The 26,847-nt window shown below is 57.6% G+C and carries 24 protein-coding genes and 1 pseudogene; 17 read left to right on the top strand and 8 right to left on the bottom strand.

The genetic code is table 11. From position 1 onward, the window contains the following. Nucleotides 1-93 precede the first annotated feature (93 nt). Entirely contained in the window at nt 94-534 is a 441-nt protein-coding gene (lysM, locus tag AC3IUA_RS01165) for a peptidoglycan-binding protein LysM (RefSeq protein WP_489358709.1), read from the bottom strand. Nucleotides 535-673: 139 nt separating this feature from the next. Between lysM and AC3IUA_RS01160 the strand changes: the two genes are divergently transcribed. The 4 genes from AC3IUA_RS01160 to AC3IUA_RS01145 all read left to right on the top strand — a co-directional run bounded on the left by AC3IUA_RS01160 (nt 674) and on the right by AC3IUA_RS01145 (nt 5,650). Beyond that, the gene (locus AC3IUA_RS01160; RefSeq protein WP_489358708.1) at nt 674-1,561 is read left to right on the top strand and encodes a LysR family transcriptional regulator; all 888 of its coding nucleotides are present in this window, start codon (nt 674-676) and stop codon (nt 1,559-1,561) included. 94 nt (nt 1,562-1,655) lie between these two features. Then, nucleotides 1,656-2,498 (top strand): formate dehydrogenase accessory sulfurtransferase FdhD, encoded by an 843-nt coding sequence (gene fdhD / locus AC3IUA_RS01155; protein WP_489358707.1) that lies wholly within the window; start codon nt 1,656-1,658, stop codon nt 2,496-2,498. Next, on the top strand, nt 2,495-4,843 hold the full coding sequence (locus tag AC3IUA_RS01150) for an FdhF/YdeP family oxidoreductase (RefSeq protein WP_489358706.1): 2,349 nt from the start codon (nt 2,495-2,497) through the stop codon (nt 4,841-4,843). The genes fdhD and AC3IUA_RS01150 overlap by 4 nt, the downstream gene beginning before the upstream one ends. A 309-nt stretch (nt 4,844-5,152) precedes the next feature. Continuing rightward, nucleotides 5,153-5,650, top strand: a complete 498-nt coding sequence (locus AC3IUA_RS01145) for a glycine zipper domain-containing protein (RefSeq protein ID WP_489358705.1) — start codon at nt 5,153-5,155, stop codon at nt 5,648-5,650. A 90-nt stretch (nt 5,651-5,740) separates the two neighbouring features. Here AC3IUA_RS01145 and AC3IUA_RS01140 read toward each other — a convergent pair whose 3' ends face one another. Next, nucleotides 5,741-6,172, bottom strand: a complete 432-nt coding sequence (locus AC3IUA_RS01140) for an acyl-CoA thioesterase (protein ID WP_489358704.1) — start codon at nt 6,170-6,172, stop codon at nt 5,741-5,743. A 137-nt stretch (nt 6,173-6,309) separates the two neighbouring features. Next, nucleotides 6,310-8,238 carry a RecQ family ATP-dependent DNA helicase gene (locus tag AC3IUA_RS01135; RefSeq protein WP_489358703.1) on the bottom strand — a complete coding sequence of 643 codons (1,929 nt, stop codon included), beginning with the start codon at nt 8,236-8,238 and terminating at the stop codon, nt 6,310-6,312. Between the two features lie 318 nt (nt 8,239-8,556). Here AC3IUA_RS01135 and AC3IUA_RS01130 point away from each other — a divergent pair, with 318 nt between their 5' ends. The 7 genes and pseudogenes from AC3IUA_RS01130 to gapS4b all read left to right on the top strand — a co-directional run bounded on the left by AC3IUA_RS01130 (nt 8,557) and on the right by gapS4b (nt 13,647). Then, nucleotides 8,557-9,624, top strand: a complete 1,068-nt coding sequence (locus AC3IUA_RS01130) for a S8 family peptidase (protein ID WP_489358702.1) — start codon at nt 8,557-8,559, stop codon at nt 9,622-9,624. A 165-nt stretch (nt 9,625-9,789) separates the two neighbouring features. After that, entirely contained in the window at nt 9,790-9,960 is a 171-nt protein-coding gene (locus AC3IUA_RS01125) for a YhfG family protein (protein WP_489358701.1), read from the top strand. Further along, nucleotides 9,960-10,556 (top strand): Fic/DOC family protein, encoded by a 597-nt coding sequence (locus AC3IUA_RS01120; RefSeq protein WP_489358700.1) that lies wholly within the window; start codon nt 9,960-9,962, stop codon nt 10,554-10,556. The genes AC3IUA_RS01125 and AC3IUA_RS01120 overlap by 1 nt, the downstream gene beginning before the upstream one ends. A gap of 62 nt (nt 10,557-10,618) precedes the next feature. Next, nucleotides 10,619-10,972: a DUF1493 family protein gene (locus tag AC3IUA_RS01115; protein WP_489358699.1), complete on the top strand. Its 354-nt coding sequence runs from the start codon at nt 10,619-10,621 to the stop codon at nt 10,970-10,972. A gap of 85 nt (nt 10,973-11,057) precedes the next feature. Beyond that, nucleotides 11,058-11,236 (top strand): annotated as a pseudogene (locus AC3IUA_RS01110) (type II toxin-antitoxin system HipA family toxin); the annotation flags it as partial. A gap of 366 nt (nt 11,237-11,602) precedes the next feature. Beyond that, entirely contained in the window at nt 11,603-12,535 is a 933-nt protein-coding gene (gapS4a, locus tag AC3IUA_RS01105) for a GapS4a family protein (RefSeq protein ID WP_489358698.1), read from the top strand. Beyond that, nucleotides 12,532-13,647, top strand: a complete 1,116-nt coding sequence (gene gapS4b, locus AC3IUA_RS01100; RefSeq protein WP_489358697.1) for a GapS4b family protein — start codon at nt 12,532-12,534, stop codon at nt 13,645-13,647. The genes gapS4a and gapS4b overlap by 4 nt, the downstream gene beginning before the upstream one ends. 50 nt (nt 13,648-13,697) lie before the next feature. Here gapS4b and AC3IUA_RS01095 read toward each other — a convergent pair whose 3' ends face one another. The 3 genes from AC3IUA_RS01095 to AC3IUA_RS01085 form a co-directional block, all read right to left on the bottom strand. Beyond that, nucleotides 13,698-15,239, bottom strand: a complete 1,542-nt coding sequence (locus tag AC3IUA_RS01095) for a phosphoenolpyruvate carboxykinase (RefSeq protein ID WP_489358695.1) — start codon at nt 15,237-15,239, stop codon at nt 13,698-13,700. 179 nt (nt 15,240-15,418) lie between these two features. Beyond that, nucleotides 15,419-16,321, bottom strand: coding sequence for an Hsp33 family molecular chaperone HslO (gene hslO, locus AC3IUA_RS01090; RefSeq protein ID WP_489358693.1), 903 nt, complete (start codon nt 16,319-16,321; stop codon nt 15,419-15,421). 260 nt (nt 16,322-16,581) lie between these two features. Further along, a complete protein-coding gene (locus AC3IUA_RS01085; protein ID WP_489358692.1) occupies nt 16,582-16,989 on the bottom strand; it encodes an RNA-binding S4 domain-containing protein in 408 nt (135 codons plus the stop codon). 217 nt (nt 16,990-17,206) lie between these two features. Here AC3IUA_RS01085 and rimB point away from each other — a divergent pair, with 217 nt between their 5' ends. Further along, a complete protein-coding gene (gene rimB / locus AC3IUA_RS01080) occupies nt 17,207-17,689 on the top strand; it encodes a retropepsin-like aspartic endopeptidase RimB (protein WP_150641436.1) in 483 nt (160 codons plus the stop codon). After that, nucleotides 17,686-18,591, top strand: coding sequence for a 30S ribosomal protein S6--L-glutamate ligase (gene rimK / locus AC3IUA_RS01075; RefSeq protein WP_489358690.1), 906 nt, complete (start codon nt 17,686-17,688; stop codon nt 18,589-18,591). Before rimB ends, rimK begins: the two co-directional genes overlap by 4 nt. A 23-nt stretch (nt 18,592-18,614) precedes the next feature. Here rimK and AC3IUA_RS01070 read toward each other — a convergent pair whose 3' ends face one another. Beyond that, on the bottom strand, nt 18,615-19,928 hold the full coding sequence (locus AC3IUA_RS01070) for an ATP-binding protein (RefSeq protein WP_489358689.1): 1,314 nt from the start codon (nt 19,926-19,928) through the stop codon (nt 18,615-18,617). A gap of 118 nt (nt 19,929-20,046) precedes the next feature. Then, a complete protein-coding gene (ompR, locus tag AC3IUA_RS01065) occupies nt 20,047-20,787 on the bottom strand; it encodes an osmolarity response regulator transcription factor OmpR (protein ID WP_489358688.1) in 741 nt (246 codons plus the stop codon). 361 nt (nt 20,788-21,148) lie between these two features. Between ompR and AC3IUA_RS01060 the strand changes: the two genes are divergently transcribed. The 4 genes from AC3IUA_RS01060 to tauA all read left to right on the top strand — a co-directional run bounded on the left by AC3IUA_RS01060 (nt 21,149) and on the right by tauA (nt 26,841). Next, nucleotides 21,149-23,473, top strand: a complete 2,325-nt coding sequence (locus AC3IUA_RS01060; RefSeq protein ID WP_489358687.1) for a Tex family protein — start codon at nt 21,149-21,151, stop codon at nt 23,471-23,473. Next, on the top strand, nt 23,473-23,856 hold the full coding sequence (locus AC3IUA_RS01055; protein ID WP_489358686.1) for a PaaI family thioesterase: 384 nt from the start codon (nt 23,473-23,475) through the stop codon (nt 23,854-23,856). The genes AC3IUA_RS01060 and AC3IUA_RS01055 overlap by 1 nt, the downstream gene beginning before the upstream one ends. 211 nt (nt 23,857-24,067) lie before the next feature. Further along, entirely contained in the window at nt 24,068-25,651 is a 1,584-nt protein-coding gene (gene gshA / locus AC3IUA_RS01050; protein ID WP_489358685.1) for a glutamate--cysteine ligase, read from the top strand. 212 nt (nt 25,652-25,863) lie between these two features. Continuing rightward, nucleotides 25,864-26,841, top strand: a complete 978-nt coding sequence (gene tauA, locus AC3IUA_RS01045; protein ID WP_489358684.1) for a taurine ABC transporter substrate-binding protein — start codon at nt 25,864-25,866, stop codon at nt 26,839-26,841. Nucleotides 26,842-26,847: the final 6 nt, after the last annotated feature.

Raw genomic sequence — 26,847 nt, 5'->3', positions numbered from 1 at the left:
CAGCCTGCGATCTTTTGATCTTTTTTGACTGATGAATCGCCGGAAGATCAAAAGATCGCAGCCTTCGGCAGCTCCTACCGGCAGCTCCTACCGTTATTCAGGAATCCGCAGCGTCTGCCCCGGGTAGATTTTGTCCGGGTGCGACAGCATCGGCTTGTTGGCCTCGAAGATTTTGTTGTACTTGTTGGCGTCGCCGTACTCAGCCTTGGCAATCGCGCTGAGGGTATCGCCTTTTTTCACGGTGACGAAACGCGCCGCCTGAGCGACAGGGCCTGTCACGGTAATCTGATCATCAACGCTACCGACTCCGGCAATGTTGCCCACGGCCAGCAGAATCTTCTCTTTCTCCTCCTGACTGGCGACCTCACCGGTGAGCGTGACTTTGTCGCCATCCACCGTAGCCTGTACATTCGGATGACCCAGGCCGACCTTGGCGATGTGTTCCTTCAACTGCTCGCCGGCATTGGCGTTGCCAGGCGTCAGCAGATCGATAAGCTTTTCACCTGCTTCCTTCACAAAGCTAAAAATACTCATGGCGCACACTCCTTGGTTATTTATGGATCCAGACGCGAAAGACTAGACCAACCCGGCAGGGAGTGATTCCAGGCCGACCAATGACCTCACCCTGTGCAAGCGCTAGAATCCCGAGCCTAGCCAGCGCCCCGGAGCGAAGATGGACATCAAACAGCTGAAATTCCTCATCGCCCTCGACGAAACGCGTCACTTCGGCCAAGCCGCCGCCCGCTGCCACATCACCCAGCCGACCTTATCCATGCGCCTGCGCAGCCTCGAGGAAGAACTCGATCTGCCGCTGGTCAATCGCGGGCAGCGTTTCGAAAGCTTTACTGCCCCGGGGGAGCGGGTGCTGGCTTGGGCCCGTACGGTGCTGGCGGCCTACGACGGCCTTCAAGCCGAGGCCGCCGCCTGTCGCGGCAACCTGGTCGGGACCCTGCGCCTGGGCGTGGTGCCACTATCGAATTTCGACCCGCTACCGCTGCTGCACCGCCTGCACAAAGAACACCCGAGCCTGCGCTTCGAACTGTCTGCGTTGAGTTCCGAGCAGATACTCGAGCAACTGGCGAGCAATCGCCTGGACCTCGGCGTTTCGTACCTGGAACGGCTGGACAACGAACGTTTTGACTCGCTGTCCCTGAGCGAAACACGCATGGGCCTGCTCTACGACCAACGCTTCTTCAGCTTCGGTGAGAAGCCTCTGAGTTGGGAGGCGCTGATCGAATTGCCACTGGGCATGCTCACCAGCGGCATGCACTTTCGCCAGTCCATCGACCACAACTTCCACAGTCGCGGCCTCAACCCGCAACCGCTATTGCAGACCGACGCGGTGCATCAGCTGCTACAGGCGGTGCATGGCGGCTTGTGCTGCGCGGTAATGCCGCTGGAAGGCGGCCTTGAAGCGTTGACCGACGACCTGCGCCTGCAACCGATCGAGAATGCCCAAACCGTCGCCCGCCTGGGGCTGATCATGCGCCGCAATGCGCCACGTTCGGCGCTGGCTGAAGCCTGTTTCGCGCTTTATCAGAAATCGCCAAACGGGTCTTGATCGACGGCTTCTATCGGCACATCAGTACTAGCGATTAGACGTGACACTTTGACGCGCCTAGTCTTAAAGGTGAATACACCGCCGGTACTGCCTCATGAACGCTAAGCGCCCGGCTCGCGCGGCGCCTGCCCTGGAAATTCCCGCACCCGCCGCCAGTCAGAGCTATCAATACTGCAACCTGGAACACACCGAATCAGCCAGCACCGCGCTCGCTGAAGAAGTCGCGCTGGCGATCGCCTATAACGGCATCAGTCAGGCGGTGATGCTGGTCACCCCCAGCGACCTTGAAGACTTCATTGTCGGCTTCAGTATCGGCAGCGGGATCATTAGCGACGTTTGCGAAATCTACGACATGAAACTCAGCGGTTCGGGCTCGGCGCAGTACGCGCACGTGCAAATCGCCAGCCGCGCCTTCTGGAACCTCAAGCAGCAACGCCGCCAACTGGCCGGTACCAGCGGTTGCGGGCTCTGCGGGGTAGAAGCGGTTGAGCAGGCATTGCCCGAACTGAATGTCTTGCCCGGCGCGCCCTTGCCGCCAGCCGAGTGGCTCGACGGGTTGCGTCAGCGCATCAGCGCTTTTCAGCCCTTGGGACAGTACAGCGGGGCAGTGCATGCGGCAGTGTTCATGAACAACCGGGGCGAACTGCTGCTGGGTCGCGAAGACATTGGCCGACACAACGCCCTCGACAAGCTGATCGGCGCGCTGATTCGACAGAACATCCCCACTGCCGGCGGGCTGGCGATTGTCACCAGCCGTTGCAGCCTGGAATTGATCCAGAAAGTCTTGCGCGCAGGCATTCAGACCTTGGTCAGCCTGTCGTCGCCCACCGGTCTGGCCCTGCAATGGGCGCGCCGGCACAACCTCAATCTCATTCACCTGCCGCAAAAAAGTGCGCCGCGGGTCTATAGCCCTGCGATGGAGAATCCAAAAGCGTGAGCACTCATCATCAAGCCCTCCAAAAACCAACCCCGCGCTACAAGCCCTACAAAGGCCCGGCCGGCGGTTGGGGCGCACTGATCAGCGTCGCTCAAGCCTGGTTGACCAGCGACAACGCACTGAAAAACATCCGCATGATGCTCAAGACCAACCAGAACGGCGGCCTTGACTGCCCGGGTTGCGCCTGGGGCGACTCGCCAGAAAGCGGTATGGTCAAGTTCTGTGAAAACGGCGCCAAGGCAGTCAACTGGGAAGCCACCAAGCGCCGTGTCGATGGCGCCTTCTTCGCCAAACACAGCGTCAGCTCGTTGCTCGAACAGAGTGATTACTGGCTCGAATACCAGGGTCGCCTCACCGAGCCGATGAGCTACGATGCTGAAACCGACCGTTACACTCCCATCACCTGGCAAGCGGCCTTCACCCTGATCGGCAAGCACCTGCATAACCTCGCCAGTCCCAATCAGGCCGAGTTCTACACCTCGGGTCGGGCCAGCAACGAAGCGGCGTACCTTTATCAGCTGTTCGTACGCGCCTTTGGTACCAACAATTTCCCCGACTGCTCGAACATGTGCCACGAAGCCAGCGGTGTAGCCATGGCGCAGAGCATCGGAGTCGGCAAAGGCACAGTGACCTTCGATGACTTCGAACACGCCGATGCGATCTTTGTTTTGGGGCAGAACCCCGGCACCAACCACCCGCGGATGCTCGAACCGCTGCGCGAAGCAGTGAAACGCGGCGCTCAAGTGGTCTGCGTCAATCCGCTCAAAGAGCGCGGGCTGGAACGTTTCCAACACCCGCAACAGCCTTTCGAGATGCTCACCAACGGCGACCGTCCGACCAATACCGCCTTTTTCCGTCCGGCGCTGGGCGGCGACATGGCGTTGCTGCGGGGCATGGCCAAGTTCCTGCTGCAATGGGAGCGCGAAGCGCAACTGACGTATGAGCCAGCGGTGTTTGACCACGACTTCCTCAACGAACACACCGGTGGTGTGCTCGATTACCTGGCCGCCGTCGACAAAACCCCATGGGAACAGATCGTCGAGCAGTCCGGGCTGCCCCTGACCGATATCGAACAAGCCGCACGCCTGTATGCCAAGAGCAAAAACGTGATCATGTGCTGGGCAATGGGCATCACCCAGCATCGCCATTCGGTACCGACGATCCAGGAAATCACCAACCTGATGCTGCTGCGCGGCAACCTCGGGCGCCCGGGCGCCGGCCTGTGTCCGGTACGCGGCCACAGTAACGTGCAGGGCGACCGCACCATGGGCATCAATGAGCGCCCACCGGCGTTCTTCCTCGATGCACTGGAACGACGCTTCCAGTTCAAGGTGCCGCGTGAAAGCGGTCACAACGTCGTCGAGGCCATCCATGCGATGCTCGACGGGCGCTCGAAAGTCTTTATCGGCCTGGGCGGCAACTTCGCCCAGGCGACCCCGGACAGCACGCGGACCTTCCAGGCCCTGAGCAACTGCGACCTCACCGTGCAGATCAGCACCAAGCTCAACCGCAGCCATCTGGCCCACGGAAAAGAAGCACTGATCCTGCCATGCTTTGGCCGTACCGATATCGACCTGCAGTCCGAGGGTCCGCAAGCGGTCACCGTGGAAGACTCTTTCAGCATGGTCCACGCCTCCAACGGGCAGTTGCAGCCCATCTCCAAACTGATGCGCTCAGAACCGTCGATCATTGCCGGTATCGCTGCCGCGACATTGGGTACGCACCCGGTGGACTGGAACTGGCTCGTCGCCGATTACCGGCGCATACGCGAGCTGATCGCCGACACCATTCCCGGCTTCAAGGACTTTAACCAGCGCCTGGAAAATCCGGGCGGTTTCTACCTGGGCAGCAGCGCTGGCGAAAGGCGCTGGAATACCGCATCGGGCCGGGCGAATTTTCGCCCGAACATATTGCCGGTCGATCTGGTGCATGAGCGCACCCGCGCCACTGGCGTACTGCCAGACTTGATCATGCAGTCGATGCGCTCCCACGATCAGTACAACACCACCATCTACGGCCTCGATGACCGCTATCGCGGCGTCAAGGGTCAGCGTGACGTCCTGTTCGTCAACGAAGCCGACATCATCCGCCTGGGCTTCAAACCCGGTCAGAAAGCTGACATCGTGGCGATCTGGGACGATGGCCGCGAACGGCGGGTCAAGGGCTTCACCTTGCTGGCCTTCGATATCCCCGCGGGGCAAGCTGCCGCCTACTACCCTGAGGTGAACCCGCTGGTGCCGCTGGAAAGCACTGGCGACGGCAGCCACACACCGACATCAAAGTTTGTCGCGATCCGCCTTGAAGTGGCGAGTGACAATGGATTGATCATGGCGAAGTCTGCGTAAAAGCAAGATCAAAAGATCGCAGCCTGCGGCAGCTCCTACAAATATCGTGTGCGCGTAGGAGCTGCCGCAGGCTGCGATCTTTTAAAGGCGGCGCAGATCAGCAACTTTCCAAACACCCACAAAAAAGGCCGTTTTCCTATGAAAACGGCCTGTCACCAGTAGTAAAAGACCGGCGAAAAACAGTTAAGTTCCGCCTAAAAAACAGTAACTTATAGAAATGTGTTGAAGTCGTGTTACTCGTCGGATTTCGATTGTAACGCCCATCACTCAGCCTCAGGATCGCGCCGTCATCCCCTTGAGGTTTTTCGTATGAAGCTCTCCTCGATTCTCTTGTTGTCCCTTAGCCTGGCCAGTGGCATCGCTTCTGCCGGAGGCACCACCGAAGCAGGCGTGGGCGGCGCATTGGGCGGGGTTCTAGGCTCGGTGGTCGGTCAATCGTTAGGCGGCAGCACCGGTTCTACTATCGGTGCGGCCCTGGGTGGCGCAGGCGGTAGTGCGGTCGGTGCCGACAAACGTAGCCGTGGCGAAGCAGCCATCGGCGGTGCGCTGGGCGCAGCCGGCGGTAACGTGGTCGGCCGCAGCATGGGCGGCACCACCGGCAGCCTGATCGGTTCTGCCGCGGGCGGCGGTGCCGGTGGCGCGCTGGGTAACTACATGGGCAACAAGAGCGATGACGATGATGACCGTGGCCATCGCCACAGCCGTCGCGGTTATGATGATGATCGTCGCTACTACCGTGATGGCCACCCCGGCCGCGGTCATGCCTATGGGCATCGCAAGCATCACAGACACTCTCGTCACCGTTAAGGCTTGAAGTGTTTCGCGCTCGACCTTTCTAAAAGATCGCAGCCTGCGGCAGCTCCTACAGAAGCTGCCGACAGGCTGCGATTTTTTTGTTCACACCACCAACTGCTCCAATGCCCCGCGCAACACGGCAGGAATCGCCACCGGCTGATTCGACGCCCGATCCACAAACACATGCACGAACCGCCCCGCCGCGCAGGCATCCTCTTCCCCCGCCTTGAACACCGCCAGCTCGTACTGCACCGAACTATTGCCCAGCTTGCCCACCCGCAATCCGATCTCGATACGCTCGGGAAAGGCAATCGAGGCGAAGTAGTCGCACGCTGAACTCACCACAAAACCGACCACCTCTCCATCGTGAATATCCAGCCCACCCTCCTCGATCAGGTAGGTGTTCACTGCTGTATCGAAGAAACTGTAGTAGGTGACGTTATTCACATGACCGTAGACATCATTGTCGTGCCACCGGGTGATGATCGGCTGGAAGTGGCGGTAATCCGTACGTTGCGGCATCTGGTCGGTCATTGAGTGGTCTCTTGGATAATGGGGCAGGCAGTGTATCGCTGTGACCGTCACCGACGGGCTCCGGGTCATTTGACTTCATGACAGCCGATCAAGAATTCAGGCAAGCCCACAAAAGCCGCTTGCCCGTGAATCCATGGCTAAAGGTTGGCCTCCGCCCACTGTCTCACCTCGGCATACGGATAATCCTCCAACGCAGCAAATCCTGGAATCGCCCGCGCCTTGAGTTTGGTGAATAGCGGCACGCTGAGCCCGCACAGGAATCGCGTCAGTCGCTCGGCACCCGGCAGACTGCCGCTGTACTGCTCATGCCTGTGGATAAAGTCGCCGCACAGTGCCTGGAAGTTTTTATCCACAAGCGCCGGCAACACGGGAGGTTCCGGCAGGCGAGCAACCTGACCATGGCACACCGAACAATGCCCACACTGCTGCGGCGCGTTTTCGTCGCCAAAATACCGTGCCAATCGATAACCGAGGCAATGCTCGGTGGCGAATAAATCGAGCATGGCGTGAATCCGCGCGATCTCGGTGCGTTCATGCCGGGTGAAACAAGCATGCAATTCAACGCTCAGCAGCTGTGCATCGAAATCCGTCATCAGCACGCTGTAGACCTCGGTCATGTGCTTGCTTTCCAGCTCCACCCAGCCCTTCTCCTGGAAATAATCCAGGGCCTTCACCACCCTGTTTCGTTCGGCTTGATGCTGCTGATACAGCGCGTCGAAATTGACCGTGGCCCAGGTTCGGGCGCGGCTCGAGGTCTGGATGATCGCCGAGACAAAGTCCCGCCGCTCACCCTCGAAACGTGCCAGCAAGGCCTCAGGCTCGACCAGATACTTGAAGCGGTAGTCGGCAAAATAGGCATAGCGTGGCGCGATCAAACCACGCAGCTCCAATTGCACCAGTAAGGTCTTGAGCGGCAATTGGCGGATGTTGCTCTGATCTGCCAAGGGCCCGAGCAGAAATTCCCACTGCCCTTCGGGGCTGGCCGCTTGCAGTTCGTCCAGCACACAGCGGATCCCGCTCAGCTCCGGCGTGTCACCGTAAACGAAACTCTCCAGCACATTGAGACTGTCTCGGTTGGCCAGCACCAGGCAGTCGGATGGCTGCCCGTCACGCCCGGCACGGCCGATTTCCTGGCTGTAGTTCTCGATGGATTTCGGCAAGTCGAAATGCACCACGTTGCGGATGTCGCTCTTGTCGATTCCCATGCCGAAGGCGATGGTGGCGACGATGCAATTACACTGCCCACCCATGAACCGCCGCTGGATCGCCTCGCGCGTTTCATTGGGTAGACCGGCGTGATACCCCTCGGCCGCAATGCCATGGCGGCTGAGGTGCTGAGCGATCTGCTCGGCGGTTTTCTGCAAGGTGACGTAGACAATGCTTGGTTGCCCGGTGCGCTGGCCTAGCCACTCGACCAACCGTCGACGTTTGTCCTGGCCACGCACCGGTTCCACCAACAGGTTGAGGTTGGGCCGGTAGAAACCGGTGGTCACCACATCATCCGCCGCGATGGCGAATTTCGCCTGCATGTCGGCGATCACTTTCGGCGTGGCGGTGGCCGTCAGCAGCAAGGCCTGGGGGATGTTGAACTGGCGCTGATAGTCCGGCAGCTTCAAATAGTCCGGACGGAAGTTATGCCCCCACTCCGAGATACAGTGCGCTTCATCGACCACCAGCAGCGAGATCGGGACCTGCTGCAAAAAATTGCGGAAGCGTTCGTTCTTCAGGCGTTCCACGGAGACCATCAAAATTTTCAACTCGCCGGACCGGGCCCGCGCCATGACCTCGTTGGCGTCATCTCTGCTTTGTACAGAATCGATACTCGCCGCCGCAATGCCATGACGCGCCAGGAATGCCAGCTGATCCTGCATCAACGCCAGCAACGGTGAGACCACCAGCGTCAGGTGCGGCAGCAGCAAGGCCGGCAGTTGATAACACAACGACTTGCCAGACCCGGTAGGAAAAATCGCCGCCGCCGAACGTCCAGCCAACACCGCACTGACCGCTACCTCCTGGCCGGGCCGGAACTGTGGATAACCAAAGACCTGTTCAAGGGTGTTGTGCACAAGCTGTCACTCCGTTGACCGCTGAGATGCCTGAAGCCTAGCGCGACAAGCTCAGCGGATCGAGAAAAGGCCGAGGGTAAAACACTACAGGTTGATACAAACGGCACAACTAATTACCTCACGGCCCCGCGCCTTCAACCGATAAGGTTCATCGCTCATGCCCGGATTCACCTGGCGTGACCAAAAAAACCGGGCGCCGAAAAATGTCAGGTCAACACACCGTCCAGACTTCTCGCCTGTAGAAAAATCCACCGTCCGCGGGTCCCTCATCACGGCAGGAAGCCTGATGCCCGCGGATCCTACATGAAGGATCGCACCATGCAGTTTATGTTTTCAGTGTTGTCGCGCACCGGCCTGCTGACCTTGCCAATGTTACTGGCCGGATGCCTTACCGTTCCGGAAAAACCCATAATAGAGCCAGGCGCAGAAGCCTTCGAAACACCCGAGTATCAGGCGCAAAAAGGCTTGGCCGTGATCAAGGCCTCGACGCTTTACGCCCGTGGCGGCACCGGCCAGGGCGTGAGCGTTGCCCTGATCGACTCAGGCTTGAACGCTAGCCTGCCAGCGTTTCAGGGACGCCTGGCCGACCCGGGCTACGATTTTGTGCGCAACCTGCCCGGCACCATTGACCCTAAGGGCCACGGCACGCAAATGGCCGGTATTCTCGCCGCGAACAAGAACGATCAAGGCATGCACGGCATGGCCTTCAATGCCCAGCTTATCCCCATGCGGTTCGGTGACGACAAGGAGCCCTTCTATTTCGACAGTGAAATCGCCAGGTCCTGGCAGACCGGATTCGACAAGGGAGCTCGCATCATCAGTAACTCCTGGGCAAACCCGATAGAAGCCAACACCAATGAAACCGTGATCTATGAACGGTTGATGGGCGACTCTCTCGAAGTGGCCAAAAAACTGGTGGATCAAGGTGCGGTATTCGTGTTCTCCACCGGCAATGAAGTCAAGCGTGAACCCTTGGCCGAACCTGGCCTGCCGGCCCTGGTGCCCGAACTGGAAAAGGGCTGGATCGCGGTCATGGCCCTGAAGAGTGACGGCAGCGCCATCAACCTCAAGTCCAACTACTGTGGTCTGGCGGCGCAATGGTGTATCGCTGTGCCAGGTGGTGACGGCGGAGCCGGCCTGCTGACTACAGGCAACGACGGCACCTATGTGCAAACCGCCGGCACCTCGCCTGCTGCCGCGATGGTCAGCGGCGCCCTTGCAGCCCTGCAAAGCCGTTACCCGAAACTCAGCCCGCAGCAAGTGCGCGAGTTGTTGCTCAGCAGCGCCAACCGCACTGGTATCTACGCCAATAGCGAAGCCTATGGACGCGGGCTATTAGACCTTGAAGCCGCCTCGCGCCTGACACCTGAACAGATGGTCGAGTAATCGGCAAGTTCCCACGCGAGCGTGGGAACCCCCCTCAGTGTTCGACGCGACATCACCCAATGCCTGCGCGAAACATCGGCCTCGTTTTCCGAACGCTACCACCCCCTCAAAACCAGTCCAGATCGCTTGGACTACAATTGGCTCTTGCAGCGCGAGGAAAACGTGATGAGCAAACTGACGTTTGAGCAAAAACAGGACCATTACGAAAGCGTCCGCCGGTCAAACTACCTGGCGAGTCTGCGCCTGGAAGGTTTCGACTCCACACGCGCCGACGCGGACAAACCGCTCTCCAGCCGGGAAGCGGTACTGCGCAAATACCTCAAGAGCCCAAGCTGATGCCCGGTCAATATGGGGGCAACCTGGATCCTTATTGCTATCCGGATAGCGGAGTGCTGCGCAACCTGCTCAACATTCATGACGAGGCCCTTCTTCAGCAAGCCGAACGAGAGTTCTCCGAAATTGCCGCCAGCACACTTCGTCTACACTCTGCGCCCTACGATCTGGGCTTCTTCCAGCTCATTCATAAAACCCTGTTTTCGGACCTCTACGAATGGGCCGGCGAGCTGAGAACAATCAATATCCAGAAGGACGAAACCCTGTTCTGCACTGCAGAACGAATTGTCCCCGAGGCCGAAAAAATATTTCGCGCCATGGAAAAAGCTTCGTGGTTCACCGGTGTATCCAAAGCCGATCTGGTGATCAAGGTTGCCGAGGCGTATGGCGACCTTAACGTCATTCACCCTTTCCGGGATGGCAATGGTCGGGCCCAACGAATCCTGTTCGAGCACATCATCATCAATGCCGGTTTTACCGTCGACTGGTGGCTGGTCGACACTGCCGATTGGGTTCCCGCCAATGTTGACGCCGTAGCCTGCGACTACCAAGGCCTGGAGGCCATATTCAAACGCTGTATCGCAAAACTCCCGCGCTAGATAGTGATGGTTTGGCCTTACACTCGCGGCCATCTCAGCCACCCCCCACCGGACTGTCAACCATGAAACTCGCCATCGGTTTCCCCGACGATCAAGCGATGCGACTCCTCATGCAGCTGCTGCACGAAGAGCTCGGCCTGCCTGAACGCAAAACCATCAATCTGCAAACTTCGATCAACTTCGACCTGGGGTGCGACGGCGCCGATGCAAAACAGTTGATGGAAGCATTGACCGAGCAGTTCGCCGTCGACTTCATCGACTACGATGCCTATCGATACTTCCAGCCCGAAGGCTACGATGTGTTCCTCAAACGCAGGGCCAAGGGCCGCGGCGACAAACTCCCGCTGACCATCGGCATGCTCTACGGAGCTATCAAGGCGCAACGCTGGGACACTCTGGAGCTGGAAGGACTGTAACGTGCGTATTGCTCGTATTGGGACATGAAACGGATGCATTTCGAAGGACGCGTCCCGTGCCTATGCCAAACTTGTCGGGGAGTGCATCCTTGATCTTGGCCGGGGATGGCGTCTGTCCGAAGCCTACGATATGAACCCGGTGGTACACATCGGTGGATTGAAACTCAAAATCACCGACTCCGACAACGCGCTGATCTTGAACTCGCTCGCGAGGTTGCCGAGTACTTTCGGGTCAGCCGCGCAGAGGCAAATGACATTATCGAAACTGAATTGACTCCATGCCAGCACCTCAAATAGACGGCTCATCCATCATTCCTACGTACCTAATTTAAAAGCTGTCATCCAATACTGGCAAAATAATACCATTTCGGTCTATCCTCGGAAAAGTATGCGCATATCTTTGCAGTGTGAAACCTTACAAGGATGAATAAAAATGATGCCTAAGGACCACAAATACAAAATTATTTCCAGCCTCGACAATGAGAAAGTTAGTTTTGCAGAACCTATTTTGAGAAGCATTCCCATTACTAATTTCTACGCTTCCACCTGCCGACTTAGAGCCTACTCATTCAACGTTAAACGTTAAACGTTAAAACGTATAAATTAAACTAACTAAAAGGCGAGTAATTTATGGGTGAGTGGTCAAAACTAGTAGGTGAACATGGGGAAGAGATCGTGGCTACGATCCTTGAAATAATCGGCTGGGGTAATAACCGCGCCAACATCGATATAAGCTGCACTAAACCGGAAAAACACAAATCTGGTAGCAACCCAAGAAAAACTCATGGCATTGATTTCGTATTCTCCTATAAATCTGAATTGGAAGAGAGAACTGTCTGTCACGCAGTAGTATCATCAAAGTTCACAGCAGAAAAATACCCAAACAACCCAACCGAACTATTTAAATCATATTTTTTAAGCTTAGCTAAAGATATCGAGTGCTTTAAAAAATCACCCATTCGCAAAGAAAACTCAAGTGCTTTCACTGCAAATCGCGACAAATGTTTTGGCCTTCTTTTTTGGCTTAGCAATGAAGAGAGCGAGAGCTTCGACTTATTAGAAAAAATACATAGCGTCAAGAATATCGACGACATTGACTACAGTACAATATATGTACTTGACAACATGCGCGCTGCATTTGTGTATGACACGATAGTATCATTACGTAACGATCCAAAAATCGCATCAGTAAAATTCCTATACATGGCCAACGGAAGTAACAATAGCGCCGCAGACAGACTATCGTCTGGCACAGTAATGCCAGTAGAATTTTTAAACTCCGGAATTATACCACTGAGCATTATCACATCATCAGGGGAAACAATTCTTGCAATTAGCTGCATGGACAAAACTGACGGACCTACTCTAAAGCGATTGATCGGTCTAACCCAAGGAATAGCATATGACTTCCCCGGAAAGGTCCTTATATGTTTGCCTGACTTCAACTCCCTAAAGCACAAGGAAATACTTGAGGGAGCAAAGTCCGCATTCCCTGATGTGAATTTTATAGAAAAAATCACTGTTAAGAACATAAAAGACAGTTTCCGAGGCAGTCAATTATGAGCGAACACAATCAGAATTTTGAAACGTTCTTACCGCACGGTGAAGTGCTCAGGCCCTTTCTAAACCAGCCTTTTGTAAGCAAGGGAGATCTTAAAAGTCTGTTACGAAAGCGCGGCGTATTCAATTCTAACTCCGAGAAAGAGTACTCAATCCCTGCTTTAACCACAAACTTAATAACGCCATCAGAGCTAGAGACACTTCGCCTTAGTTATTCTAGCAAAGAGGAAAATCCAAAAGTTGTTTCACAAACCATTGAGTGGTTCCACAGCGAAAACCTTATCGAAAGCATTCCCGACGAACTAGATGTAAATCAAGTAATAGATTTAGATTTCAAAAACTATAAAGTCACTGGAACACCTTACTTCAGGCCTATCGGATCAAATCTCAATCAAATAATTTTCGAGTTCGAACTAGAACGCATAGATCAATCGACCAGCTGGGCAGAACACGCCAAAACCTTTAAAGGTTCTATTGAAATAATAAAGGACCCTTCTTCTAACGAGCTAGTAATTACAAATACATATACTGCGCCAGAAACGCGAGAAGTCACAAACAAAATAACCAGCCATCTTGTCGAGCACTTCAAAGCGCAAGGGCAAACCCCTAAAGACGCTGTAATCAGCCGCATATTATTTAGCAACTTTGATAACACCAAACGTTTCGACTATTTACTTGCACTCTCAAAATTTCTTAAAAAAACATGCTTAAATTTTGAAGAAATAGTGGATGCAGGAATTTCACCCGACAGTAAAGCCACTCCACATCCTAGAATAGAATGGATCAAAGAGAAAATTAGAAATCTTAATTTAACCGGAAGTAAATTAGACGAAACACTTTTCTTCGATGAAGATGTACGGGGCTGCCTAATACTCCACAGATTAGATTGCAACTTCCATTTCAGCACTGCAGGTCACGACGGAAACTGTGTTATGTCATTTAGTTTTCCCGACTACATACTTAAAAAGTCGACTGACGCAGAACTAGAAGTAAAAATCAAAACCATTATTTTCGAGGATACTAAAAACCCTCGAGAAAAAAGCAAAATAAAGCTCACCATTTTAAAAGAAGTGGAGCATGTAAAGCTAACTAAATTCAAAGAACTCAGAATATAAAAAAACCGCCCCAAAGGGCGGTTTTTTTACCTCAAGCCACTACCCGATAATTACAACTTCGGGCCGGCAGCCTTGATCGCGTCGCTTACGTCGAACTTCTTGAAGTTCTCGACGAACAGGCCAGCCAATGCTTTGGCCGCTTCGTCGTAGGCAGCCTTGTCGGCCCAGGTGTTGCGTGGGTTCAACAGGCCAGTCTCAACGCCCGGTACGGCCACTGGCACGTCGAGGTTGATGGTGTCCAGGTGTTCGGTTTCGACGCCGATCAACGCGCCGCTCTGGATCGCTGCAATCACGCCACGGGTGGTCGGGATGTTGAAGCGCTTGCCGACGCCGTAGCCGCCGCCGGTCCAGCCGGTGTTGACCAGGTAGACCTTGGAGCCGAAGCCGCGGATGCGTTTGATCAGCAGTTCAGCGTATTCGCCGGCCGGACGCGGGAAGAACGGTGCGCCGAAGCAGGTGGAGAAGGTCGACTTGATGCCGCTGCCGGAACCCATTTCGGTCGAGCCCACCAGAGCGGTGTAGCCGGACAGGAAGTGGTAGGCCGCTTGTTCTTCGCTGAGGATCGAGACTGGCGGCAGTACGCCGGTCAGGTCGCAGGTCAGGAAGATCACAGCGTTTGGCTCGCCACCGAGGTTTTTCTCGGAACGCTTGGCTACGTGCTCCAGCGGGTAGGCCGCGCGGCTGTTCTGGGTCAGGCTGACATCGGCGTAGTCGGCGTGCTTGGCGTCATCGATGACGACGTTTTCCAGGACTGCGCCGTGCTTGATGGCTTTCCAGATGACCGGCTCGTTCTTCTCGGACAGGTCGATGCACTTGGCATAGCAACCGCCTTCGATGTTGAACACCACGCCTTCGCCCCAGCCGTGTTCGTCGTCACCGATCAGGTAACGGCTTTCGTCGGCGGACAGGGTGGTTTTACCGGTGCCGGACAGACCGAAGAACAGGGTCACGTCGCCCGCTTCACCGATGTTGGCAGCGCAGTGCATTGGCAGCACGTCGGCGGCCGGCAGCAGGAAGTTCTGCACCGAGAACATGGCTTTTTTCATTTCACCGGCGTAGCGCATACCGGCGATCAGCACTTTCTTCTGTGCGAAATTGAGGATCACGCAACCATCGGAGTTGGTGCCGTCACGCTCTGGAACGCATTCGAAGTTGGCGACGTTGAGAACCTGCCACTCTTCACGGCCAGCCGGGTTGTACTGGGCCGGATTGATGAACAGGCAACGACCGAACAGGTTCTGCCAGGCAGTCTGTGTGGTCATTTTCACGGCCAGGTAGTGATCTTCGGCCGCGCCTACATGCACGTGGGAAACGAAATGCTCTTGCGCGTTGTTGAACGCCTCGACGCGAGCCCACAGGGCATCGAACTTGTCGGCCGGGAACTTGCGGTTGATCGGGCCCCAGGCGATGGCGTCCTGGGTGGAAGGCTCTTCGACGATGAAACGGTCGACTGGCGAGCGACCGGTACGGTGACCGGTGCGTACTACCAGAGCGCCGGTATCGGACAGCTCGCCTTCACCGCGGTTCAGGGCTTCTTTAACCAGATCGTCAACACTCAGATCGGTGTACACGGCGTTATTGGCTTGCGTCATGAGGTTCCCCGTCGGCCAGTGGCCGAGTGCTCCAAACGTTTTGTAGTAGAAAGTTGTGCACTACTACCGCGAAAAAAGTGGGCCGGATTATGCCAGAAATGCCCAAAAATAGTAGGGCCCTCCCGTCAGACCGGCGTTATTCCGGCGTTCAACAGGTGATTTACCTGCGCTGAATCGTTTTAGTGACGAGTATCTGACGGCGTATCGACACCCGCTCCAGCGAACAATTGAGCGATATCGGCAGCGTCAAACAGGTAGCGCTGGTTGCAGAACTGGCAATCGATCTCGACGCTACCGCCGTTTTCGATGACCAATTGTTGCGCGTCTTCCTGTCCCAGACTGACCAGCGCATTGCCCGAACGATCTCGCGAGCAGCTGCAGCGAAAGCGCAATGACTGCACATCGAACAGGCGTACTGCTTCGTCGTGGTAGAGGCGGTGCAGCACGGTTTCGTTATCCAGGCTGAGCAGTTCATCTGCGGTCAGGGTGCCGGCCAGAGTCGTGATGTGCTGCCAGCTGGCGGCGCGTTCTTCGTCGTCCTTGATGCGATCGGCCGGCAGTTGCTGCAGCAGCAGGCCACGGGCGCGACGGCCGTCAGCGTTGAGCCAGAAACGCGTGCCGACTTGCTGGGACATGACGAAATAATTGGTGAAGCATTCCGACAGGTCGGCGCCGTCGAGGTCGACGATTCCCTGGTAACGCTGGCCATGGGTGGGATCGACAGTCAGTGCCAATACACCCTGCGGCATCAGGTCGGCGAGGGTCGCATCCGCGGCGATCTGCTCGGCGTGATAACGGGCCAGGCCACGGATTTCGCGTTCGCTGGAGCACTCGATCATCAACAAGGGTACCGGGCCTTCGGAACGCGCCTGGAGAATCAGCAAGCCATCGAACTTCAAAGTGCCAACCAGCAGCGACGCCGCCGCCATCAGCTCGCCGAGCAGTTGTGCGACCGGCTCCGGATAGGGGTGTTTGGCGAGTACTTCGGCGTAGCTACGCTCCAACGCAACCAGCTCGCCGCGGGCGTCGCTGTCATCGAAGATGAAGCGTTGGGTGTAGTCGGTATCCGGTAGATCGGTCATAGGTCTGGGTATCTGAAGTGATGACTAAAGGATTACAGGGGTCGAACTAGCGTCTCGGCAACATTTTTGGTGCACGCATATTCAGCCTTGGGAGGCATTTTATGAATAATCCGGGTTTGTTCCAAGCAAGGAGCGGCAAAAGCCTATTGAGGGAGAAGCATAGTGCGTGTAGCAACTTTGAAATCAGCAATTTTTACGACTGCTTCGCCCGAACGTGAACCGGTCGGCGGGAGCAAGCCCCTCGCCATAGGTGATAACGCTTAGTCGTCACTATTCCCGCCATGGAACTTGAACAGATCGCGCCGCTGTTTCTTGGTCGGCTTGCCCTCAGTGCTGACGCCCACGGAACCGGCCTTGCGCATTGCCGCAGCGTTTTCGCGCTTGGCTATACTGGCTTCGGTTTCGGCGTACAAGGCCTGAGCTTCCGGCGCGCCACGGCGCACCACCGACAACCCCAGGACCACCACCGTGCGCTCATCGAAACCGGCACGAATCTGAAACTCATCGCCGACTCTTGGCTCTTTGCCCGGTTTGCAGCGCTCACCCCGGCAATGCACTTTACCGCTTTCAATTGCCGCTTTGGCCAGCGCACGGGTTTTGTAGAAGCGCGCGGCCCACAACCACTTGTCCAGGCGGACTTTGTCATCATCCTGGTTTTTTTGTGCCATGGGATTTCCTCATCCTGAAATATTTCCGAACTGTACTACCGTTTCTCTCGTGCGATGAATTACACCGACTCAGTTTAGAATGCATACCTCTCCTGACCTCTCTTGAGCACAGGAAATCCGGGCCGTAGATATCTGTCGCCTTTTACCCATTATTCTGCGTGAATACCGCGAATTCGGCCGCCTGGCGGTACGAGCGGTTTCTCACCGGTTATGAACATTGAAGACATTTGACCATTTGACCGTTGTTGGTCTGCGCGAGTGGATAGCGCTCCCGGATTTGGGAGTGGCGGGCCTGCGGGCGAAAATCGACACCGGCGCCAGTACCTCGAGCCTGCATGCCACCGAGATCGAGCCGTTCGAGCGCGACGGGGAAAAGTGGGTACGCTTCAATGCGCACCTGGGCACTGTGGTGCAATTGCGCCACCGGCACTGTGAAGCGCCACTGGTGGCAATGAAGACCATTAAAAGCTCCAACGGCCAGGCGCAGGTGCGTTACGTGATCAGCACTACACTCGCGCTGGGCGATCGGGTCTGGCGGGTGGAATTCACCCTGGCCTGCCGCAAGTCCATGCGCTATCGCTTGTTACTCGGTTCCAAAGCCCTGATCGACGGCCAGTTGGTGGTCAATCCGGGAATCAAATACGTTCAAGACAAGCCGGCATTCCCGGCATCCACTACCCTTGCCACAGGTGTTGCATGAAGATCGCTGTGCTGTCGCGTAACCCGCGTCTGTATTCCACTCGTCGTCTGGTCGAGGCCGGCACCGAGCGTGGCCATGAAATGGTAGTGGTCGATACCCTGCGCGCCTATATGAACATTGCCAGTCATAAGCCGCAGATCCACTACCGTGGCAGGCCATTGGAAGGCTTCGATGCGGTGATCCCGCGGATCGGCGCTTCGGTTACGTTTTATGGTTGCGCAGTACTGCGCCAGTTCGAAATGATGGGCGTGTTCCCGCTCAACGAGTCCGTGGCCATCGCACGCTCCCGGGACAAACTGCGCTCGCTGCAATTGCTTTCGCGTCGGGGCATCGGCTTGCCGGTCACCGGTTTTGCCCACTCCCCGGACGATATTCCCGACTTGATCGCGATGGTCAACGGCGCACCGCTGGTGATCAAGGTACTGGAAGGCACCCAGGGTATCGGCGTGGTGATGTGTGAGACCGCCACCGCGGCGGAGTCGGTGATCGAGGCGTTCATGGGCCTCAAGCAGAACATCATGGTCCAGGAGTACATCAAGGAAGCCGGCGGTGCGGATATCCGCTGCTTCGTGGTGGGCGACAAGGTGATCGCGGCGATGAAACGTCAGGCCAAGCCCGGCGAGTTCCGCTCCAACCTGCACCGGGGTGGCAGCGCCAGCCTGATCAAGATCACCCCCGAAGAGCGCATGACTGCCCTGCGCGCGGCCAAGGTCATGGGCCTGAGCGTGGCGGGCGTGGATATCCTGCGTTCCAACCACGGGCCGTTGGTGATGGAGGTTAATTCCTCACCCGGCCTGGAAGGGATTGAGACCACCACCTGCAAGAACGTGGCGGGAATCATCATTGAGCATCTGGAGAAAAATAGCGGGCCGAATATGACAAGGACCAAGGGCAAGGGCTGAGGCCAGGCAGGTCTGGAGACCTGCTACACCGCATCCCTCGGCAACATCAGCCCCAACGGCAAGCGCACTCGCGCTTCGAGCCCACCGCCTGCGCGGTTGCGCAGTTCTACATTGCCGCCGTGCATCGAGGCGATCCGTTTGACGATAGCCAGGCCCAGCCCGGTGCCTTTGCCGCCTCGGGCGCGGTCGCCGCGGGTGAAGGGGTTGAAGATCGCTTCAAGCTCTGACTGATCGATACCGGCCCCACGATCCATCACGCTCAACACCACGTAGGGTGCGTTGGTGTCGCCTGACACATGGGCGGCCACTTCGACCCCGGTACCGGCGTGATGCAAGGCGTTGCCAATCAGGTTGTTCAACAGGCGCTTCATCGAAACCCGGCGCAACGGGAACGGCTGGATCGGTTCCAGGCGCAGGCGAACCCGCTCCTCGTTCTGGTTGTAAGGCGCCGCGACTTCACGCACCAGATCGGTAAGGTCGACTTCTTCGACCGTCTCGTCGCGACCATCGCGAATAAACGCCAGGAACTGATCGAGAATTGCGTCCATGTCTTCAATGTCGCGCACCATGGCGTCGGTGAGGTCGCTATGGTCGCCCATCAACTCCAGGGACAGCCGCAAGCGGGTCAGCGGAGTGCGCAGGTCATGGGACACGCCAGCCAGCATCAGCTCGCGCTCACGCCCGGCCTGTTCGACGTCCTCGGCCATCTGGTTGAAGGCGCGATACACCTCGGCCATTTCACTCGGGGTATCGCTGATCGGCAGACGCACGCTACGCCCCTGACCTAATTGGCGGGCGGCATACACCAGACGCTTTAGGGGCTGGTTGAGCTGGCTGACGAAAATCCAGGCCGAGGCTGTGGATAACAGACCGATCGCCAGGAACCAGCCCAGCACGCTCCAGATTTTCTGGCCACGCAACGGGTGTGGATACAACGGCACTTTCAGCCAGCCATCACCGAGGCTCGGCGCGCGCACCCAAAGAGCCGGTGGTGCATGCATGCGCAAGCGTACTTCGGTGTCGGCCCCCAGTTCGGCCTGCATCTGTCTCTGGTAGATCTCGCTGTACGGCCAGTGCTGTTCACCTTCTGGCACACCTGCACCGACCACTCGAATCAGCGTGGCGGCTTCGGCGATTTTCTCGCGGTTCGCTTCGTCCGCAGCCCAATAAGAGCGCAAGGTCAGCGCGACACCATGGCTGTATTGGCGATCTACCAGCACGTCTTCGTTCATCAGCAGATAAACCAGGGTCAGCGCCTTGGAAAACAGCACGACGATCAGCACCAGCCACAGGGTGCGAGAGAAGAAACTTTGAGGGAACCACACGGGGGTCTTCATAGACAGCAACTACACACTTTGCAGGAGCGAGCGGTGCTCGCAGAATTGCGGATTGCGAGCCGCCCGGCTCGCCGTCATGTGACAGATCGCCCGAGAACCCGCTCCTACAAATCACCGGTCACTTGGTCGCGGTGCCATCCGGTACAAACACATACCCCACACCCCAGACGGTCTGGATATAACGCGGTTTGGACGGATCGGGCTCGATCATCCGACGCAGACGGGAGATCTGTACATCGATGGAGCGCTCCAGGGCATCCCACTCGCGGCCACGGGCCAGATTCATCAGTTTGTCACGGGTCAGCGGCTGGCGAGCATTCATCACCAGTGCCTTGAGTACCGCGAACTCACCGGTGGTGAGCATGTGTACTTCCTCGCCACGCTTGAGTTCACGGGTGGCCAGGGACAGCTCGTAGTCGCCGAAGGTCACGCTTTCGTCTTCGCTACCCGGTGCGCCAGGCACCGGCGCCGACTGACGCCGCAGGACCGCTTTGACACGGGCCAGCAGCTCGTCCGGGTTGAACGGTTTGGCCAGGTAATCATCGGCGCCATCTTCGAGGCCTTTGATGCGGCTCAGCTCGTCGCCCTTGGCAGTCAGCATGATAATCGGTATCTGGTTTTTCGCCATGCGCAGGCGTTTCAGCGCGCTCAAGCCATCTTCACCGGGCATCATCAGGTCGAGTACCACCAAGTGGAAAACCTCGCGCCCCAGCAGACGATCCATTTGTTCGGTGTTCGGCACGGCCCGGGCGCGAAAGCCCTTGCTGACGAAAAAACGTTCCAGCAGGCTGCTCAACCCCGGATCGTCATCAACGATGAGAATTTTTTCGCCTTCAGCAGTTTGTGCAGTGCTGCTCATTGGATGCTCCTATGATCTCGGCACGCATTATGGCGTAGCTGCCGTTATACGCACCGTGTGCATTGTTAGCAGATTTTTCCTCGATCGCCAGTGAACCGGCCATTTTGCCTACATGGCACGATATCCCCCAAGGGCCGAACGCTGGTTATAATGCGCCGCCTTTTGTGCAGGGCAACGTCTGATCGTTACTGTGGGTGGCCACTCTTCATTTTCCATGGCTGCGCAGTAATTTTTCGATTTCACGGGTCAACAGGGCTGCCTTTTGATCCAGGTAGCGGCGCCGGCCAGGCCGCTCAACCAGACTCGCCAAGCCCGAACCCCGCGCCTGCGAGCCTGCTTTCACAATTTGTCAGGTGGTTTTATGGACAGCATCAACAGCCGCATCGCCGAGGAACTCGGTGTACGCCCGCAACAGGTCGAAGCGGCCGTCGCTCTACTGGATGAAGGCTCCACGGTGCCCTTCATCGCCCGTTACCGGAAAGAAGTGACCGGCAGCCTCGATGACATCCAATTGCGGCACCTGGAAGAGCGCCTGCGCTACCTGCGAGAACTCGACGAACGGCGCCTGAGCATCCTCGCCAGCATCGAAGAGCAAGGCAAGTTGACCCCGGAGCTGGCCCGCGACATCAAACTCGCCGACACCAAGACCCGCCTTGAAGATTTATACCTGCCGTACAAACAGAAGCGCCGCACCAAGGGCCAGATCGCCCTGGAGGCCGGCCTCGGCGAGTTGGCCGACGGCCTGTTCAATGACCCGACGCTGACTCCGGAATCCGAAGCCGTGCGTTTCGTCGATGCCGAAAAAGGCGTTGCCGATGTCAAGGCTGCCCTCGAAGGCGCCAAGTACATCCTCATGGAGCGCTTCGCCGAAGACGCCAGCTTGCTGGACAAGCTGCGCAGCTACCTCAAGCAAGAAGCCACCCTCAGTGCCCGCGTGATCGCCGGCAAGGAAGAGGAAGGCGCCAAGTTCCGCGATTATTTCGAACACGACGAACCGCTGAAAAGCATGCCGTCGCACCGGGCGCTGGCGATTTTCCGTGGTCGCAACGAAGGCATTCTCAGCTCCTCGCTGAAAGTCGGCGAAGAGCTGCCGGGCGCCATGCACCCGTGCGAAATCATGATCGGCGAGCGTTTCGGCGTGCAAAACCAGAATCGCCCAGCCGATAAATGGCTGAGCGAAGTGGTGCGCTGGACCTGGAAGGTCAAGCTCTACACCCACCTGGAAACCGATTTGCTGGGCGAGTTGCGCGACGGCGCCGAAACCGAGGCGATCAACGTGTTCGCCCACAACCTGCACGACTTGCTGCTGGCCGCACCAGCCGGACCACGTGCAACCCTGGGCCTGGACCCAGGCCTGCGCACCGGTTGCAAAGTCGCGGTGGTCGATGCCACCGGCAAGCTGCTGGACTACGCCACCGTTTACCCCCACGTACCGAAAAACCAGTGGGACCAGACTATCGCCGTGCTGGCCGCCCTGTGCGCCAAGCACTCGGTGGACTTGATTGCCATTGGTAACGGCACCGCCAGCCGCGAAACCGACAAGCTGGCCGCCGAGCTGATCAAGAAATACCCAGGCATGAAGATGACCAAAGTCATGGTCTCCGAGGCTGGCGCTTCGGTGTACTCGGCTTCGGAACTGGCTTCCAGGGAATTCCCGGACCTCGACGTGTCGATCCGTGGCGCGGTGTCGATTGCCCGTCGCCTGCAGGATCCACTGGCCGAACTGGTGAAAATCGATCCGAAATCCATCGGAGTCGGTCAGTACCAGCACGATGTGTCGCAGCTGAAACTGGCGCGCGGTCTGGATGCGGTGGTCGAGGATTGCGTGAACGCTGTCGGCGTCGACGTGAACACCGCTTCGGTGGCGCTGCTGGCACGGATTTCCGGGCTCAACGCGACGCTGGCGCAGAACATCGTCACTCACCGTGATGAAAACGGCGCGTTCAAGACCCGCGCGGCGTTGAAGAAAGTCGCGCGCCTGGGCGAAAAAACCTTCGAACAGGCCGCCGGCTTCCTGCGGGTAATGAACGGCGACAACCCACTGGATTCATCCGCGGTTCACCCGGAAGCCTACCCGTTGGTACAGCGCATCGCGGCCGAAACCGACCGCGACATCCGCTCGCTCATCGGCGACGCCAGCTTCCTCAAACGTCTTGATCCGAAGAAGTACACCGACGAAACCTTCGGCCTGCCGACAGTGACCGACATTCTTCAAGAGCTGGAAAAACCCGGCCGCGACCCGCGTCCAGGGTTCAAGACCGCCGAGTTCCAGGACGGCGTCGAAGACCTCAAGGATCTGGAACTGGGGATGATCCTCGAAGGCGTGGTCACCAATGTGACCAACTTCGGTGCTTTCGTCGATATCGGCGTGCATCAGGATGGTCTGGTGCACATTTCCGCCTTGTCGGAGAAATTCATCAAGGATCCGCGTGAAGCGGTGAAAGCCGGTGATGTGGTCAAGGTCAAGGTCATGGAAGTCGACATCCCGCGCAAACGCGTCGGCCTGTCGATGCGCATGAGCGACACCCCGGGCGAGAAAATCGACGGTGCCCGTGGCGCGCGCCCCGGCTCGGCTCCACGTCAGTCGCAAAACACTGCACCGCGTAAAGAAACCACGGCGGCGGCTCCGGCCAACAACGCCATGGCTTCGTTGTTCGCCAATGCCAAGCAGTTGAAGAAACGCTGATGGAAATCCCTGCCGGACGGACCGAAAGCGCTTTCTTCAAGCTGCTTGGTTGCCGTTTGCACAGTCTTGAGGTCGGGGTGGCGCAAGTCACTCTTGGCCTCGAGCCGCAATTGCGCAATCGCGGCGGCAAGCTGCACGGCGGGGCCTTGTTCAGTCTGGTGGATATCGCCATGGGGCTGGCCTGTTCCAGCACCCATGGTTTCGACCAGCAGAGCGCGACCATCGAGTGCAAGATCAACTACATTCGCGCCGTTTCCGAAGGCGAAGTGCTATGCACGGCGCGGGTTATCCACCCAGGCCGCCGCACCCTGGTGGTCGAAGCGGATGTGATGCAAGGCGACAAGCTGGTCGCAAAAGCGCAAGGCACCTTCGCTGTCCTATAGCTCCCGGCCATCAATTTGAGTTAATTTCGGCGCAACGAATGCGGCGTCGAAATTTTCTTCGTCCCGCGCCAGATTCAGGGATGAAGCCGGTATTTTCAAAGTGGGTCTTTACGGCTCGAGAACCAGGCGACCACGCCAGTTTCAACTTCACCCTTGTAGACCGTCTTGCCCACCCCCATATTGGGGCGACTGACGCGTGAAGGAATCCAACTTGAGCGAACTTCTCAACCGCCGCCTGGCTCTGCTCGGCGAGCGCGCTAACCTCTCTCTGCTCGAGCAGTGCCTGCATGGTATCGAGCGCGAATGCCTGCGCGTCACCGATACCGGCCGTCTGGCGCAGACGCCGCACCCTGAAGAACTGGGCTCGACACTGACCCACGAGCAAATCACTACCGACTATTCCGAGTCGCTGCTGGAGTTCATCACGCCGGCCCTGGCTGATCCGGCAGACACGCTGAGCAGCCTCGACAAGATCCACCGTTTTGCCTACAGCAAGCTCGGCAACGAGTACCTGTGGAGTCCATCGATGCCGTGCCCGTTGCCGGCCGAGGAAGATATCCCGATTGCCTATTACGGCACGTCCAACATCGGCAAGCTCAAGTACGTGTACCGCAAGGGTCTGGCCCTGCGTTACGGCAAGACCATGCAATGCATTGCCGGGATTCACTACAACTTCTCCCTGCCGGAGAAACTCTGGCCGCTGCTCAAGCAGGACGAAGGCTTTGTCGGTAGCGACCGCGACTATCAGTCGGCGGCCTATATCGCCTTGATCCGTAACTTCCGCCGCTACAGCTGGCTGTTGATGTACCTGTTCGGCTCCTCGCCGACACTCGATGCGGGTTTTTTGCGCGGTCGCTCCCATCAGCTTGAACAGTTTGATGCAGACACGCTGTACCTGCCTTACGCCACCAGCCTGCGCATGAGCGACCTGGGTTACCAGAGTAACGCTCAGGCCGGGCTGACGCCGTGCTACAACGATCTGGAAAGCTACACCCACAGCCTACGCAAGGCAGTGGCCACGCCCTATGCGCCCTACGTCGAGATCGGCACCCATAAGGATGGTGAGTGGATTCAGCTCAACACCAACATCCTGCAGATCGAAAACGAGTACTACTCCAACATCCGCCCGAAACGTGTGACCTACACCGGCGAGCGGCCGATCCAGGCACTGGTGGCTCGTGGCGTTCAGTACGTCGAAGTGCGTTGCCTGGACATCAACCCGTTCCTGCCAATGGGCATCGATCTACAGGAGGCACGTTTCCTCGACGCCTTCCTGCTGTATTGCGCGTTGAATGAAAGCCCGCGGCTCGAAAACAATGAGTGCGGCAACTGCACCTCGAACTTCCTCACCGTGGTCAAGGAAGGTCGCCGTCCGGGCCTGCGGTTGCAACGCCAAGGCCAGCCGATTGACCTCAAAGAGTGGGCCGGCGAATTGCTGGAGAAGATTGCGCCATTGGCCGCGCTGCTCGACCAGAGCCACGGCGGCGATGCCCACAGCAAAGCCCTGGACGCGCAACTGGCGAAGGTCAAGGATCCGTCCCTGACTCCGTCCGCGCAGGTGTTGGCCGCCATGCAAGCGCATAAAGAGGGCTTCACCCGGTTCTCTCTGCGCCAGAGCCGGGCCCATGCCGAGTACTTCCGCAGCGAGCCATTGGGTGCCGAAGACCAGGCTCGCTTCGAGGAGCTGGCGCGCAGTTCGCTGGCGCAACAGGAAGAGTTGGAGCAGAACGAAGTTGGCGATTTCGACGTGTTTGTCGCCTCGTATCAAGCGAGTATTCTGGCGATCAGTAATTAAGCGGCGCCTGTAAAAAGATCGCAGCCTGCGGCAGCTCCTACGGGACCGGTTATCAACCCGCCTTTGTAGGAGCTGCCGCAGGCTGCGATCTTTTGATCCTTAGAATTTTCCGCTCATATGCTAATTCTAAAAAGTTATTTATTTTCTGATTCTTAGATCATTTAGTCTCCTTGTCAGCCGATCCTCCGGCCGCTTGAACAAGGAGCTTCTCAATGAAAACGTACTTTCCCCTTCGTCTCCTGGCGGCCGCGTCCCTGGCTGCGGCGAGCTTCTTTGCCCAGGCGGCTGACGTTACCGTTGCCTACCAGACCACCGTTGACCCGGCAAAAGTAGCCCAGGCCGACGGCGCTTATGAAAAAGCCACTCACGCAAAAATCGACTGGCGCAAATTCGACAACGGTGCCGATATCATTGCCGCCATTGCCTCGGGCGATGTGCAGATTGGCTACCTCGGCTCCAGCCCGCTGACGGCGGCGATTACCCGCAAAGTCCCGGTGCAGACCTTCCTCATCGCTACCCAGATCGGCGCCGCCGAAGCCCTGGTGGCCCGCGACGGTTCCGGGATCAAAACCCCACAGGACCTGATCGGCAAGAAAATCGCCGTGCCCTTCGTTTCGACCGGCCACTACAGCCTGCTGGCGGCACTCAAGCACTGGAAGATCGACCCGTCGAAAGTACAGATCCTCAATCTCGCACCGCCAGCGATCGTTGCCGCATGGAAACGCGGCGACATCGATGCGACCTACGTCTGGGACCCGGCGCTGGGCGTGGCCAAGGAAAACGGCAAGGTACTGATTACCTCGGGCGAACTGGCCAGGTTCGGCGCGCCGACCTTCGATGCCTGGATCGTGCGTAAAGACTTCGCCGAGAAGCACCCGGAAATTGTCACCGCCTTCGCCAAAGTCACCCTCGACGCCTACGCCGATTACCGCAAAGACCCCCAAGCCTGGCTGGCAGACCAAGGCAACGTCGACAAACTGGTGAAACTCTCCGGCGCCAAAGCCAGCGACATCCCGTTACTGCTGCAAGGCAACGTCTACCCGCTGGCGGCTGACCAGGTGATCACCCTCGGCGCACCGACCACCAAAGCCATCACCGACACCGCCACGTTCCTCAAGGAGCAAGGCAAGGTCGAAGCCGTACTGCCGGACTACGCTCCGTACGTCAGCGCCAAGTTCATTACCAACTGATCGGGA

The organism is Pseudomonas sp. KH_050, assembly GCF_057838875.1.
The sequence above is the reverse complement of the archived record's forward strand: the minus strand, read 5'-3'. Positions and strand labels throughout refer to the sequence as shown.